Source organism: Pseudomonas putida, assembly GCF_050989985.1.
Taxonomy (GTDB): Bacteria; Pseudomonadota; Gammaproteobacteria; order Pseudomonadales; family Pseudomonadaceae; genus Aquipseudomonas; species Aquipseudomonas putida_AI.
The window spans coordinates 970,371-984,648 of the sequence record NZ_CP158815.1 but is presented as its reverse complement, the minus strand read 5'-3'; the positions used below and the strand labels follow the sequence as shown (position 1 = coordinate 984,648).

Sequence of the window (14,278 nt, the reverse complement as noted above, 5' to 3'; positions counted from 1 at the left end):
TCTCGGGCTCATCGCGAGCAAGCTCGCTCCTACAGAAACGGTGACCAAAAAAAACGCCCCGAACCAGTCGGGGCGTTTCAGAGGATGCAACCTCGCTTTACAGACGCTTAACGAATGCCGTCCTGACGCAGGGCGTTCGGAGTGAAGTCTGCGGTGGTCGCAGTGAAGCCGAAGTTATAGGCAGACTTCTCTTCGTTCTTCATGCCCAGTGCCAGATAGCGACCCGATTGCAGGTCGTACAGGGCTTCCAGGGTGTACCACGGCACCTGGACGTTGTAGTAGGGCTGGGCGTGAGCTTCCGCCACACGCCACAGCTGGTTGCGACCGTCGTAGTGGTCGATCACCGCCGCTTGCCAGGTGTCTTCATCGATGTAGAAGTCACGCTTGGCGTAGATGTGACGTTGACCTTCCTTCAGGGTTGCCACCACATGCCACACACGTCGCAGTTCGTAGCGAGCCAGGTCCTGGTTGATGTGGCCTGCCTTGATGATGTCGGCGTACTTGAGCTTGGGATCGTCGAGCTTGTAGGCATCGGAGGCGATGTACATCTCTTTCTTGCCTTCCAGCTTCCAGTCGTAACGATCCGGCGCACCGTTGTACATGTCGAGGTTGTCGGAAGTACGCAGACCGTCGGCGGCGGTACCCGGGCCGTCGTAGGACACTTGCGGCGCGCGACGCACCCGACGCTGGCCGGCGTTGTAGACCCACGCCGAACGCGGCTCCGCGACCTGGTCGAGGGTTTCGTGCACCAGCAGCACACCACCGGCCAGACGTGCCGGCGCGGTCACTTTCTGCTTGAAGTAGAACAGGATGTTGCCCGGGTTCTTCGGATCGTAATCCTTCATCCTGTCGCGGAACACGAACTGATCTTCGAAGTACACCAGGCTGAACGAACCGTTCGGCTGTGGCGTGGCCTGGGTGACCAGGCGGGTCACGCTGCCACCGCGATAGCGGGTGATGTGGTTCCAGATCACCTCGACACCGCTTTTCGGGATCGGAAACGGTACGGCGGTCTCGAAATTTTTCAGCCCGTTGCCACCGGACACCAGCTCGGTGTTTGTGGCGTTTTTCTTGATGGCGGCGAACACCTCATCCGGCACGGTAGCGCCGCGATGGGACGGGTACACCGGCATCTTGTAGGTGTCCGGGTAGCGCTTGAACATTGCGTACTGGCCCGGCGCGAGCTTGTCCTTGTACTGGTCGACGTTCTGCGCCGTGATGGTGAACAACGGCTTTTCACTTGCGAACGGATCGGCCAGGAAGCCCTTGCTGTCGACGGCGCCGGCGTTCTTCGGCAACGGTTTCCAGGCCGGGATCGAACCGTCGGCGTTACCCGCCATTTCGGCGCCCATCGGGGTCAGGCTCTTGCCCAGTTTGTCCGCTTCGGCCGCTGGGACCGCTGCCATTACGCTGGTCGCCAGCAGCGAAAGTCCCAGGACACCGGCGTGGAACAGACTTTTTGTAATTTTCATGTGTGTACTCGTCCTGAAAATACAGTGCTTAGAAGTTCACGCCGAAGCTGAGCGCAACGAAGTCGCGGTCATCCACGGTGGTGTACTTGCCGTCGAAGAAGTTGGTGTACGCCAGGCTTGCGGTGTAGGTGTTCTGGTACTCGGCGTCGACACCCAGGCTGACCGCTTTGCGACCTTCCTCGAAGTTGCCGCCAGGGCCAGGGGAGTAACCTTCCACGTCGTGGGACCAGGCCACGTTCGGCTTGAGGTTCACACCGGCGAATACGTCGTTGTATTCCCAGATGGCACGACCGCGATAGCCCCAGGAAGTCGCAGTGGTGAAGCCGTCGTCGTTGCAGTTACGGCTGAGGTTGTTGGTCGGTGTACCCGGGCCGGCACCGTTGATCGTGCTCTGGTTGAGCGCGATACAAGTATTCTGGCCACCGGTAGCCGGCAGTTCGCCAGGACCGTAGACCGGGTCACGGCCGTAACGGACGTCGGAGGTGCTTTCCAGGCCGCCCACATGGGTCACGCCCACTTCGCCCACCAGGGTCAGACGGCTGGCGCCCATGACCTGATCGAAGAAGTGCGTCAGGGTGGTCTGGAACTGGGTGACTTCCTTGCGACGGTAACCGTGCAGGTCCGAACCAGGTGGCGCGGAGAGCAACGAAGCGTTGGCCAGCGCACCGCCCAGAGGGCGTACACCGGCGAACAGGATGTCGGTGGTGTTGAGTTGTACCGGCGCGTTCGGACGGTAGCTGATCTCACCGCTCCACGCCGTACCGGTAGGCAGGGTGGTGGAGAAGCTCAAGCCGTAGAGGCGGATGTCTTCCGGGTACTCGATGAAGTAGCTGGAGTTACCCGCGACAATCAATGGTGCCAGTGCGCGTAGTTGCGCCGGCAAGGCCGCAACACCGGCAAAGGTCGATGCCGGCGCACCCGTGGCGCTGAAGACCGGCGCACGGCTGTGGTAGTTCATGAAGTAGGCACCGAACTCGGTGTCCAGCGGGTCAAACATGTACTTGAGGGACGCGCCCCACTGACCACTGTCCCGCGCGTCGCGGTCCGGAGCACGGCGCACCAGCACACCTTCGTTGTCGACGTCGACGCCCAGTCGGGTCAGTGTCGGCAGGGCGGCTGCCGGAATGGTCGAGCGCTTGTTCAGCACGCGCAGGTTGCCATCGCAACCGTCGGCGACGATGTCGGGCTGGGAGAAGAAGGTGCCGCAGTTGTCGACGACGGTCTGGTCCCATTCGAGCTGGTAGAAGGCGTCGGCCGACAGATTGTCGGTCAGGCTCTGGGACACATAGAACATGTTGACCGGAATCAGGCCTTCCTTGATCTCGGCGCCCGGACGACGGAACGCGGACACGTCGATCGGGTTGATCGAGTTGATGCCGCCGCCGATGAAGGTACTTTCACCCCAGCTCACCACCTGCTTGCCCAGACGCACGGAACCCGGCTGCTCGGCGATGGCATAGTTGTGATAGACGAAGGCATCGAGGATCTGACCGCCGGCGGACTTGGCGCCTTCCTTGCGGTTGCTGTCGCTGATGTCCTTGAACGGGCGGCTTTCGTCTTTCAGTTCGAAGTCGTACCAGTATTTGCCACGGACAAAGACGCCGGTGTCGCCATACTTCAACTCAAGGTCATGGATGCCCTTGAAGATTTTCGAGAAGGTTTCACCGCTCTTGAAGTTCAGGTGACCGTCATCGGAAGTCTGGGACAGGCCGCGGCCGCCGTTGTTGACACCGATGAGGTTCTTGTTGGCGCTTTCAGTAGACCAACTGGCACCGATCGACAGGGATGAGTCGAATTGACCTTCAATTTCTCCGATGTTGAAACTGACGCCGAATGCGGGTCCGGCGAGCGTAGAGGCAAGGCTGACGGCCAGGGGCAGTTTAGCCCGGCGCCAGAACTGGTTTACTGATGTCATCGACGCTACTCCATGTGCATTTTATTGTTATGGCAGTGAGCACTTTTAAAAACGCTTGGAGGACAGGGAGCCAAGGCATCCCAAAGTCATTCCAAAGTTGCATCGCCCCGGTTTGTGCGTTTGCTCCGTTCTTAAAAATCCTTGAGCGGACTATAGCCAGCAGGTAGTAGTGCTTGATCCCTCTAAAGTGTGATTTGCACCTGCCAGGCACTCTGGAACAGTCCTTTGCCAGGCCGACGACCGTCGGCACGGCAAGGATGGCTGAAAATTCTGATTTGACAAGCCAAGCGCTTGCTTGGTGGGGCTGGCGCGCCCTTTCGGGCACGCCGCAGGAGGTTTAAAGCGTCGAAAGGAAGGTGCTGTTGGTGGCCTGCCATTCGCTGATGTCGAGGCGGATTTTCTTCTTGTCGAGCTTGCCAACACTGGTCTTGGGAATTTCAGTAACAAGGGCGATCTGACTCGGGATCGCCCACTTGCTCAGGTGCCCCAACTCCACGAAGGGCTTGAGGTGTTCCTTGAGTTCCCTGGCCCCAACTACATGGCCTTCACGCACCACCAGCAAGGCAAACGGGCGCTCGCCCCACTGTGGATCGGCAATCCCCACCACTGCTACTTCACGTACCGCCACGTGGCGACTGATCAGGTCTTCGAGGTCCAGAGAGGAGATCCACTCGCCCCCCGTCTTGATCACGTCCTTGATCCGGTCGCGAATATCGATCACGCCCATGCTGTCCAGGGTAGCGACGTCACCGGTGTGCAACCAGCCGCCAGCCCAGAGCTCCGCGCCTTTCTGCGGTTCGTTGAAATAACCCTCGGTGAGCCACGGCGCACGCAGCACCAGTTCGCCCTGGGTCTCACCATCGGCGGGAAGGAAATTGCCCTCGGTGTCGACGATTGCGGCCTCCACCAATGGCCCCGGCACACCGGCCTTGATCCGGTAAGTGGTGCGCTCGTCTTCGGTGCCGGCCATCAATTCGTCATTGAGGTGCGCGCACGAGACCAACGGCCCGGTTTCCGACATGCCATAGGCCGCAGTCAGTTGAATGCCCTTGGCCTTGGCCGCTTCGTACAGCGCGCGATTGAGCGCACTGCCACCAATGACGATTTTCCAGCCACCGAAATCGACGTCCTGCGCAGCCTTGGCGTTGAGGACCATTTGCAGGATGGTCGGCACGCAGTGGGAAAAAGAGACCTTTTCCTTGCGCCACAACTCCACCAGGAACTCCGGATCGTAGCGGCCCGGATACACCTGCTTGAGCCCGAGCATGGTCGCCACATACGGCAGGCCCCAGGCATGCACGTGGAACATCGGGGTGATTGGCATGTACACGTCATTGGTGCCCAGCAGGCGCACGCTGTCGATGGCGCCCATGATGGTCGACACGCCCATGGTGTGCAGGACCAGTTGCCGATGGGTGAAGTACACACCCTTGGGATTGCCGGTGGTGCCGGTGGTGTAGAAGGTGGTCGCGACCGAGTTTTCGTCGAAGTCCTGGAAGTCATACTGCGGGCTTGCGGCCGCCAGCAACTGCTCGTACTCGCCGACCAGATTCGGCAAGTCCGCCGTCTTTTCCGGCAGGTCGGTCAGCAGCAGGGTTTTCTCGACAGTGGTCAGGTGCCCGGCGATCGCGTTGTACAGACCCACGAATTCGCTGTTGACCAGCACGTAGCGGTCCTCGGCATGATTCATGGTGTAGAGGATCTGCTCCGGCGACAGACGCACATTGATGGTGTGGATCACCGCGCCGATCATCGGAATGGCGAACATGCATTCCAGATAGCGATGGCTGTCCCAATCCATGACCGCGACTGTATCCCCGGGTTTGACCCCGGCCGCCGTCAGCACATTGGCCAGACGCGCGACACGCTCGATCAGGGTCGGATAGCTGTAGCGCAATTGGTCGCGGTAAACGATTTCGCGGGTTTTCTCATAACGTGTTCCGGACATCAGCAACCGTTTGATCAGCAGCGGATACTGGTAAGCGCCTTCGGCTGGGGGGATAACGCGTGTCTGCAACATAAGAACCCCTTTTTCTGACTGCACGGTCGTGGCTGAAAGCAAGCACTGTAGTGCGCCTTTTCGCCGGCCAAATCAGCCAAAGGAATGATTTGCAGAGCCGCACAAATGCTAGCTTTGCGCCATCATCGCTTACCTTTCGAATACAACGTTGTGATGGATGGCATAATGACTTTCGTGCGAGCCTGTGTATCCTCTGCGAAACAATGGACCCGTCGACCTGCAAGCTGCCTGGTTTCAAGGCATTTCTCGTCAACAGCGATCGGTACTGCAACCAACAATGAACGATAACGCGACATCTCCCGCTGATAACGCCAAATCGCAAGCGCCCCTGGTCTCCATCGTGGCGCCTTGTTACAACGCGGAAAAGTATCTGGAGGAGGCCATCCAAAGCATCTTTGGCCAGGACTATCAGAACTTTGAAGTGATCATTGTGGACGACGGGTCAAGCGACAACAGCGTCGCAATGCTCAAGCAACTGCAGAAAACCTATGACTTCCAGCTGTACTCGCAACCCAACCAGGGGGTCAGTGCGGCACTCAATCATGGCTTGCGGTATGCCAAGGGAGACTACGTTTCGACGCCCGATCTGGACGACATCATGCTGCCAGAGTCACTGCGCATACGTGTCGATTACCTGGATCGACATCCGAACGTCGGATGCGTGGGAGCGCTGATCATTTACATGGACAGCGATGGCAAGACCATCAAGCAGCAACAGCGCGACAAGATCCAGGTGTATGACTTCGATCAGGTGTTGAGCGAAGCCATCGTGATCGGTGCGCCTGCTGCGCTCTATCGCATGAGCGCGATGCGCAGTGCCGGTTTCTATGCACCGCACCTGCGGGTCCAGGACTTCCAGATGACCTTGCGGATTGCCCGCCTGGGTTACGAAATTCATGAGTTGCCGGTCTGCGTGACCCGTTATCGGCGACACGCCAACAACCTGTCGAAAAAGTACAAGGTGCTGCTCCAGGCGGACCTTGAGGCCATCGAGCCGTACCTGGATCATCCTGCTTACGAGAGTGCCCGCGCCCATTTGGTAAACAAGGCCCTTAAATATGCGGTGGTCGAAGACAAGAAAGAAGCCTGGAAACTGCTGCGCTCCATCCCCTGGCGACACATGAACCGAACCACGCTCAAGCGCTTCAAGCGCCTGGTCCTGCATCGCTAGTTACCAGCTGACCCGTACTTTTTTACCCGTTTCCCGGGCTTGCCAATGAAATTTCTAGAAAAACTCAAAGAACGAAAAACCAGAAAGCATTTGAAGCGCCTGGAAAAACTGCAAAGGGCACCGGAAAAAATCCGCTTGCGTTACCCCCGCTACGAAATCGGCGTGGGCACCTATGGCATTCCGGAAGTCATGGAATTCGGTGACGACACGATCCTGAAAGTCGGCTCTTACACGTCGATTGCCGAAGGCGTAAAAATTCTGTTGGGTGGCGGGCATCGCACCGACTGGATCAGCACCTACCCCTTCCCCTTGATGATTGACGAAGCCCGGGACATTCCCGGCGCCAGCCCTACCAAGGGCGATGTGGTCATCGGCAGCGATTGCTGGATCTGCGCCGACGTCATGATCCTGTCCGGCGTGACCATCGGCCATGGTGCAGTCGTGGCGGCAGGCGCCGTCGTGACCCGCGACGTCGAACCTTACGCGATAGTCGGCGGCAATCCCTGCCGCCATATCCGCTGGCGGTTTGAAGAAGATGTGCGCCGTGAGTTGCTGGCATCGGCGTGGTGGGATTGGCCCATGGAAGAGGTCAAGGTCGCGTCGCGGATTCTGAGCAGCAGCGACATGGATGGCTTTCTGGAGTACGCCCGAAAACGCCAGGCGGCGAGGGCTGACGCCAACTGATTGTGCATTTTGGCCGCGACGGGACGTGTCGCGGCCATATCGACAGGACTCAATGCATCTCGGTAAACGCCAGCTTCACACCGATGGCGATCAATACTGCGCCCATGGTCCGGTCGAACCAGTGCCCCATGCGAGCAAAACCGGCGCGCACACGCTGCTGGCTGAACAACATCGCCACCAGGCAAAACCAGGTCGCCGTCGCTGCCGCGAGATAGATCCCGTAACCAGCCTGCACCATCAGCGGGGTGTGCGGGTTGATGACCACGGTGAACAACGACAGGAAGAACAGCGTGGCCTTCGGGTTGAGACCATTGGTCACGAAACCGGATGTGAAGGCGCCACGGGCCGTACGCTCACCCGCCTCTTTGTGCAGGTCGTCCGCCACCGGTTTGGCCGGCTGTGCACGCAGCGCCTTGAAGCCGATGTACAGCAGGTAAGCGGCGGCGGCCCACTTGAGTGCGTTGAACAGCACAATCGATTGGGACACGATCAGCCCGATCCCCAGCAGCGAATACCCCACATGCAGGAAAATCGCCGTACCGACGCCCAGCGCCGTCCAGGTGCCGGCTCGACGACCATGGGTCACGCTCTCGCGCACCACCACGGCAAAATCCGGGCCCGGGCTGGCCACCGCCAGCAGGTGAATCAGCGCAACGGTCAAGAACTCGGTCCAGTACATGGGGGCTCCTTCAAGCTAAGCGTAACTGTATGTTTCATCTGTTAGGCTCGGCAGATTACGCCTTCAGTTCATTGCACAAAAGGTACAGTTGATGACGAACAACCACCGCGCCGTTTTCCTCGATCACCCGTCACTGGATCTTGGCGATCTCGACCTCAGCCCACTGCGCGGGTGTTTCAGCGAATTGCAGTTGTTCGCCCAGACGTTGCCCGATCAGGTGATCGATCACCTCAAGGGCGCCACCGTCGCCATCACCAACAAAATCATGATTGACGCTGGCGCCATCGCTGCCAGTCCTGATTTGAAGCTGATCCTGATCACCGCCACCGGCACCAACAACGTCGACCTCGCCGCCGCCCGCGCCCACGGGATTACCGTGTGCAACTGCCAGGGCTACGGCACGCCGTCCGTGGCACAGCACACCATCATGCTGTTGCTCAACCTCGCGACGCGCCTGGCCGACTATCAGAAAGCCGTCGGTGAAGGTCGCTGGCAGCAGGCCAAACAGTTCTGCCTGCTGGACTACCCGATTGTCGAACTGGAAGGCAAAACCCTTGGCCTGCTGGGTCACGGAGAACTGGGCGGCGCCGTGGCGCGACTGGCAGAAGCCTTCGGCATGCGCGTACTGCTGGGCCAGATTCCGGGGCGCCCTGCCCGGCCCGACCGTTTGCCACTGAATGAATTGCTGCCGCAAATCGACGCGCTGACCCTGCACTGCCCCCTCAACGAACACACCCGACATTTCATCGGCGCCCGTGAACTGGCCTCGATGAAGCCCGGCGCCTTCGTGGTCAACACCGCCCGTGGCGGCCTGATCGACGAGCAAGCGCTGGCCGATGCCTTGCGCAACGGGCATCTGGGCGGCGCCGCCACCGACGTGCTGAGCGTGGAGCCACCGGTCAACGGCAATCCATTGCTGGCCCAGGACATCCCGCGCCTGATCGTCACCCCGCATAACGCCTGGGGCAGCCGCGAAGCGCGCCAGCGGATCGTGGGCCAGGTCACCGAAAACGCTCTGGGTTACTTCAGCGGTAAGGCATTGCGAGTCGTCAGTTGATAGACTGCGGCACTTTTTTTCAAAGGAGCAGTTATGGATCCGCGCAGTGAAGTACTGCTTCGTCAGGCTGAATTATTTCAGGGTGCCGTGCTGTTGGCCGGCCTGCCCGCCGACGATCTGCTGGGTCGCCTGCCCGCCGCTCGCGGCTGGTGCTGGCACGCCGGCGATCAGGCCGCGCTGGATGCACGCTTCGCTGGACGCAGCGATTTTGGCGTGAACGCGCCTGAATTCGAATTCGAATCGGCCGTGGTGTTTCTGCCCAAGTCCAAGGATTTGACCGATTACATCCTCAACGCCGTGGCTTCCCGCCTGGAAGGTCGCGAGGTGTTTCTGGTCGGCGAGAAAAAAAGCGGCATCGAAGGCGCGGCCAAGCAACTGAACCCGTTCGGCAAGCCGCGCAAGCTCGACAGCGCACGGCATTGCCAGCTCTGGCAGGTCACCGTAGCCAACGCCCCGCAAGCCAAATCGCTGGAAAGCCTGGCCCAGGAGTACGAACTGCCACTGGCCGAAGGCCCGCTCAAAGTCATCAGCCTTCCGGGCGTGTTCAGCCATGGCCGACTGGATCGCGGCAGCGCACTGCTGCTGGAGCACCTGGACAAACTGCCGAGTGGCCATCTGCTGGACTTTGGCTGTGGCGCCGGCGTGTTGGGGGCTACGGTAAAACGTCGCTACCCACACAATCAGGTCACGATGCTGGACGTCGACGCGTTCGCCGCCGCCAGCAGCCGTTTGACCCTGGCTGCCAACGGTCTGGAAGCCGATGTGATTACCGGTGATGGCATTGATGCCGCGCCTATGGGATTGAACGCAATCTTGAGCAATCCGCCGTTCCATGTCGGGGTACACACCGATTACTACGCCACAGAAAACTTGCTGCGAAAAGCGGCAAAACATCTGAAAAACGGCGGCGAACTTCGCTTGGTTGCCAACAGCTTCCTGAAGTATCAACCGTTGATCGAAGAGCATCTGGGCCCGTGCGCAATCAAGGCCGAAGGACAAGGCTTCCGAATCTACCGGGCCAAGCGCGGGTAGAAATTTGTGCTTGCACGATGGGTTTTGCCTAGGCAGAATCCGCTCCGTCCTAGGGGAGTAGTCTCCCACGAGCGCCATGCTCGTCCGGCGTGCGTCAACATACTTGGTCCTCAGACCATGGCGCATGCGACCCAAGCGACCGCATCAGACGGATCGCAGGGTTTGACAAGACCTATGACACGAACACCTTACCCGGGGCGGGAAGGCTGTACGTGTCATAGCCGTGTCGACCCGCCCCTTAGGAAAACCCCTGATGCTGGATTCATTACTCGTTCCCACCGCAATCGTTGCCTTGGCCGAAATCGGCGACAAGACGCAACTGCTCGCGCTCATTCTCGCTGCCCGCTTCCGCAAACCCTGGCCGATCATCGCCGGCATCGTTGCCGCGACCCTGGCCAACCACGCGGCAGCCGGCGCGGTGGGCGCCTGGGTCGGCAGTTTCTTCTCCGACACGTTATTGCACTGGATCCTCGCGGCGAGCTTTGCGGCGACCGCACTGTGGACCCTGGTGCCGGACAAGATGGATGACGACGAAGCCAGCACCGCCCGCAAGTTCGGGCCGTTCCTGACCACGCTGATTGCGTTTTTCCTGGCCGAAATCGGTGACAAGACCCAGATCGCGACCGTGATGCTCGCGGCGCAGTATCCGGAGTTGTGGCTGGTGATCATCGGCACCACCGCAGGCATGCTGATTGCCAACGTGCCGGTGGTACTGGCGGGGAATTTTGCGGCGGATAAATTGCCATTGACGCTGATTCGTCGACTGGCCGCCTCGGCGTTTTTCATCCTGGCGATTGTCGCGGTGTACAAGGCGATGCAGGCCAGTGGGTGGGTTTGACGCGACAGGCCTTTAGACCGCGTCATCGTTAATCGCGAGCAGGCTCGCTCCCACATTTGATCTTCAGCGAACACAAAATCCGCGAACAATGAAGATCCACTGTGGGAGCGAGCCTGCTCGCGATGGCGTCAGCAGCCGCGCTACATGACTACTTTTTAGCCTGCTCGTACAACGGCATCACCTTCGGAATCGCCGCCTGCAACGAAGCAGTCCGGCTACTGGAAGATGGGTGAGTGCTCATGAACTCCGGCGGCGCGCCTTCACTGGCCTTGCTCATCTTGCCCCACAGGCTGATCGCGGCGTTCGGGTTGTAGCCGGCGCGTGCAGCCAGCTCAAGGCCAATCAAATCCGCTTCATTTTCGTTTTCACGACTGTTAGGCAAGGTCATGCCGTAATTGGCGACCGCGTCCGCCAGTGCCAGGCTGTCCTGGCCCAGACCCAACAACGCGCCGGCGCCCTGCTTGGCCATTTCGATACCGTAAGCCTTGGACATCGCTTCACGACCGTGCTCGCGCAGGGCGTGGGCGATTTCATGGCCCATGACCGCGGCGATTTCATCGTCGGTCAGTTGCAGCTTGTCGATCAGCCCGGTGTAGAAAATGATCTTGCCGCCAGGCCCGCAGTTGGCATTGAGCTCGTCGCTCTTGATCAGATTGACTTCCCATTTCCACTGGGCCGCATCCGGACGGAAATTCGGCGCCTGGGCAATCAGCCGGTCAGCAATCGCCTGAACGCGCTTGGCATCGCTGCTGGTCTTGTCCAGCACGCCCTGGTTGGTCGCCTCGCCCACGGTCTTTTGATAGGACTGGGCGTACATCTGGTTGACCTCTTGCTCAGACAGCATGCTGAACATGTACTGCTTGCGCTCGACGCCCACGGCGCCCGCGCTGGTGGTATTGACCGACTGGCATCCGGCGAGCAGCAGACTTGCGCTCAGGCCACACAACACCAATGTCTTGTTCATCAATAAACTCCCTGAAAAAACCTGACCGTATCCTAGGCGTGTAAATGTATCGGCGCCAGATACAACCCAACTTAGATCAAAGCTAAGACGCACATTTCGGACAAAGCTCTCGTCAGCGCAGCAAAAAATTCACAAACCCGGCAAAGCCACGTCGTTTACGAACTACGACGATCCATTTGCGACATCCAGCTCGCAAAAAGCAGTGATTTGCACCAGGCCCGCTCATGCCCGCCGAGCCCCCTGCCGATATTGCTCCGCAGACGACCCTTTGCGTGCGGAGTGCCCATGAAATTCAAGTCAATCCAGTTTTCCGTGGCAGCCCTCGCGGGCGCCATTGTTCTCAGTGTGGTGGTAGCACTGGTGGTCTATGCGCTGTTTTCCGGCGCCCGGACGCAAGACATGGTCCAGCAGCGGACCCAGGCTCAATTCGAGCAGGTCATCGAACAGCGCCTGACCTCCCTGGCACAGACTCAGGTCAGCCAGATCCAGCGCGAACTCGAAGCGCCGCTGCTGATCGCCGGCGGCCTGGTGCGTGTCAACACCTTGATCGGCACGAAGGGCGCAGACGGCCAGCCTGCGCTGACGCTGAGCCGCGAGCAATTGATCGGCCTGATCAAGGAAAACGTCGCCAAAAACCCGAAAATCCTCGGCACTTACATCGGCTGGGAAAAAGACGCGCTGGACCACAACGATGCCGCCTATGTCGGCACCCAGGTGGTCGGTATCGACGACAAGGACGGACGCTTCCTGCCCTGGTGGTTCCGCAACGCGGACGGCAGTCTGGGACAGGACAAACTGGTGGATGTGGATGACCAGAAAACCCTGTCTACCGGCGTGCGCGCCAGCGAGTACTACCTGTGCTCGAAGGAAACGAAAAAATCCTGTGTGATCGATCCGGCGCCCTACAAGGTCGGCGACAAAATCGTCATGCTCGCTTCCTTCATTGAACCGATCATGCTCAACGGCGCCTTCCAGGGCATTGTCGGCGCCGACCTGTCGGTGAACTTCATCCAGGAAATGCTCCTGGGCGCCAACCAGAAACTCTACGGCGGCGCCGGGGAAATGACCCTGATCGGCGGCAACGGCCGGATCGTTGCCTACACCAAGGATCCGAGCAAATTCGGCGAAAAAGTCAGCGACATCCTCGACAGCCAGCAGATTGCCAACATGGCCAATCTCAAGCGCGGCGAAGTCACCTACACCGTCGACAAGGCTCAGGGCCGGATCGAGTTGTACCTGCCATTTGGCATCGGCCAGACCGACGCCCGCTGGACCATGATGCTGCAATTGCCGCTGAACGCAGTGATGGCCGATTTGCAAAAGCTGCAGGCTGATCTGGACACCCAGCGCAAATCCGACACCTTCGGCATGGCCATGGTCGGCCTGTTGATTGCCGGTCTCGGCCTGCTGGTGATCTGGCTGGTCGGCCACGGCATTGCCCGCCCGCTGAAGCAGATGGTCGCCATGCTCGATGACATCGCCCAAGGCGAAGGCGACCTGACCCGCCGCCTGAGCAGCGATCGCGCCGACGAACTGGGCTCGATCGCCAAGGGCTTCAACACCTTCCTGGCCAAGCTGCAGGCGATGATCACCCAGGTGGTGACGTCGGTGCAGAGTGTCAGCGATTCATCCGAACACACCGCCGACATCGCCATCCGCACCAACACCGGCGTGCACAAGCAAATGGCCGAGATCGACCAGGTGGCCACCGCCGTGCAGGAAATGACCGCCACCGCCCAGGACGTGGCGCGTAACGCAACCCAGGCCGCGCAAGCCGCCAGCCATGCCGACCAGGCGGCCAGCCAGGGCAAACAGATTGTCCATGAGACCTCCAACTCCATCGGCGCGCTCGCGGTGGAAATCGGTCGTGCCGTAGGCGTTGTGCAGACCCTGGCCAAGGACAGCGAAAACATCAATGCGATCCTCACCGCCATCCGCGGGATTGCCGAACAGACCAATCTGCTGGCGCTGAACGCCGCCATCGAAGCGGCACGGGCCGGTGAGCAGGGCCGTGGTTTTGCGGTGGTAGCCGACGAAGTGCGCAACCTGGCGCAGAAGACCCAGGGGGCTACCGAAGAAATCCAGACCATGATCCAGCAGCTGCAGCAAGGCACGCGAGATGTGGTGCGGGTAATGGAGGACAGCCAGCACCGTACGGACGAAAGCGTACAGCATGCGGCAAAAGCGGCTGAAGCGCTGGAAACCATCACCCAGGCCGTGTCGGTGATCAATGACATGAACACCCAGATCGCCAGTGCCGCCGAGGAGCAAAGCGCGGTGGCGGATGACATCAACCGCAACGTGATCAACATCGGCCAGGTGGCCAATGAAGTGGCGGGCGGCGCGGATGAATCGAGCGCGGCCAGTGCGGATTTGACCAAACTGGCCGAGCAGCAACGGCGGTTGATCAATCAGTTCAAGGTCTGATCCAAAGGCCCCATCGCGA

General features: G+C 59.9%; 11 protein-coding genes, 1 pseudogene and 1 riboswitch. Of the genes and pseudogenes, 7 read left to right on the top strand and 5 right to left on the bottom strand.

Features of this window, described 5'->3' with window-relative positions:
• Positions 1 to 107: 107 nt before the first annotated feature.
• The 3 genes from ABTV29_RS04720 to ABTV29_RS04710 all read right to left on the bottom strand — a co-directional run bounded on the left by ABTV29_RS04720 (position 108) and on the right by ABTV29_RS04710 (position 5,407).
• On the bottom strand, positions 108 to 1,472 hold the full coding sequence (locus tag ABTV29_RS04720; protein WP_433769047.1) for a DUF1329 domain-containing protein: 1,365 nt from the start codon (positions 1,470 to 1,472) through the stop codon (positions 108 to 110).
• Positions 1,473 to 1,500: 28 nt separating this feature from the next.
• Complete coding sequence (locus ABTV29_RS04715; protein WP_433769046.1) at positions 1,501 to 3,387, bottom strand: DUF1302 domain-containing protein; 1,887 nt, start codon at positions 3,385 to 3,387, stop codon at positions 1,501 to 1,503.
• Between the two features lie 337 nt (positions 3,388 to 3,724).
• Positions 3,725 to 5,407: a fatty acid--CoA ligase gene (locus tag ABTV29_RS04710; protein ID WP_433769045.1), complete on the bottom strand. Its 1,683-nt coding sequence runs from the start codon at positions 5,405 to 5,407 to the stop codon at positions 3,725 to 3,727.
• A gap of 277 nt (positions 5,408 to 5,684) precedes the next feature.
• Here ABTV29_RS04710 and ABTV29_RS04705 point away from each other — a divergent pair, with 277 nt between their 5' ends.
• Together ABTV29_RS04705 and ABTV29_RS04700 are read left to right on the top strand one after the other, a co-directional pair.
• Positions 5,685 to 6,578, top strand: a complete 894-nt coding sequence (locus tag ABTV29_RS04705; protein WP_433769044.1) for a glycosyltransferase family 2 protein — start codon at positions 5,685 to 5,687, stop codon at positions 6,576 to 6,578.
• 45 nt (positions 6,579 to 6,623) lie between these two features.
• Positions 6,624 to 7,262, top strand: a complete 639-nt coding sequence (locus ABTV29_RS04700; RefSeq protein ID WP_433769043.1) for a CatB-related O-acetyltransferase — start codon at positions 6,624 to 6,626, stop codon at positions 7,260 to 7,262.
• A gap of 49 nt (positions 7,263 to 7,311) precedes the next feature.
• Here the strand turns inward: ABTV29_RS04700 and ABTV29_RS04695 are convergent, their stop codons facing one another.
• The gene (locus ABTV29_RS04695; RefSeq protein ID WP_090464985.1) at positions 7,312 to 7,941 is read right to left on the bottom strand and encodes a LysE family translocator; all 630 of its coding nucleotides are present in this window, start codon (positions 7,939 to 7,941) and stop codon (positions 7,312 to 7,314) included.
• 91 nt (positions 7,942 to 8,032) lie between these two features.
• Here ABTV29_RS04695 and ABTV29_RS04690 point away from each other — a divergent pair, with 91 nt between their 5' ends.
• The 3 genes from ABTV29_RS04690 to ABTV29_RS04680 all read left to right on the top strand — a co-directional run bounded on the left by ABTV29_RS04690 (position 8,033) and on the right by ABTV29_RS04680 (position 10,868).
• Positions 8,033 to 8,998 carry a 2-hydroxyacid dehydrogenase gene (locus ABTV29_RS04690; protein ID WP_433769042.1) on the top strand — a complete coding sequence of 322 codons (966 nt, stop codon included), beginning with the start codon at positions 8,033 to 8,035 and terminating at the stop codon, positions 8,996 to 8,998.
• A gap of 33 nt (positions 8,999 to 9,031) precedes the next feature.
• On the top strand, positions 9,032 to 10,030 hold the full coding sequence (locus tag ABTV29_RS04685; RefSeq protein WP_433769041.1) for a methyltransferase: 999 nt from the start codon (positions 9,032 to 9,034) through the stop codon (positions 10,028 to 10,030).
• 39 nt (positions 10,031 to 10,069) lie between these two features.
• Positions 10,070 to 10,194: riboswitch (yybP-ykoY riboswitch) on the top strand.
• An 89-nt stretch (positions 10,195 to 10,283) separates the two neighbouring features.
• Entirely contained in the window at positions 10,284 to 10,868 is a 585-nt protein-coding gene (locus tag ABTV29_RS04680) for a TMEM165/GDT1 family protein (protein WP_433769040.1), read from the top strand.
• Positions 10,869 to 11,016: 148 nt separating this feature from the next.
• On the opposite strand, the gene ABTV29_RS04675 is transcribed toward ABTV29_RS04680, so the two are convergent.
• On the bottom strand, positions 11,017 to 11,832 hold the full coding sequence (locus tag ABTV29_RS04675) for a M48 family metallopeptidase (protein ID WP_433769039.1): 816 nt from the start codon (positions 11,830 to 11,832) through the stop codon (positions 11,017 to 11,019).
• A 285-nt stretch (positions 11,833 to 12,117) separates the two neighbouring features.
• Here ABTV29_RS04675 and ABTV29_RS04670 point away from each other — a divergent pair.
• A pseudogene (locus ABTV29_RS04670) lies at positions 12,118 to 13,356 on the top strand (PDC sensor domain-containing protein); the annotation flags it as partial.
• Positions 13,357 to 13,416: 60 nt separating this feature from the next.
• Entirely contained in the window at positions 13,417 to 14,259 is an 843-nt protein-coding gene (locus ABTV29_RS04665) for a methyl-accepting chemotaxis protein (protein WP_433771736.1), read from the top strand.
• Positions 14,260 to 14,278: the final 19 nt, after the last annotated feature.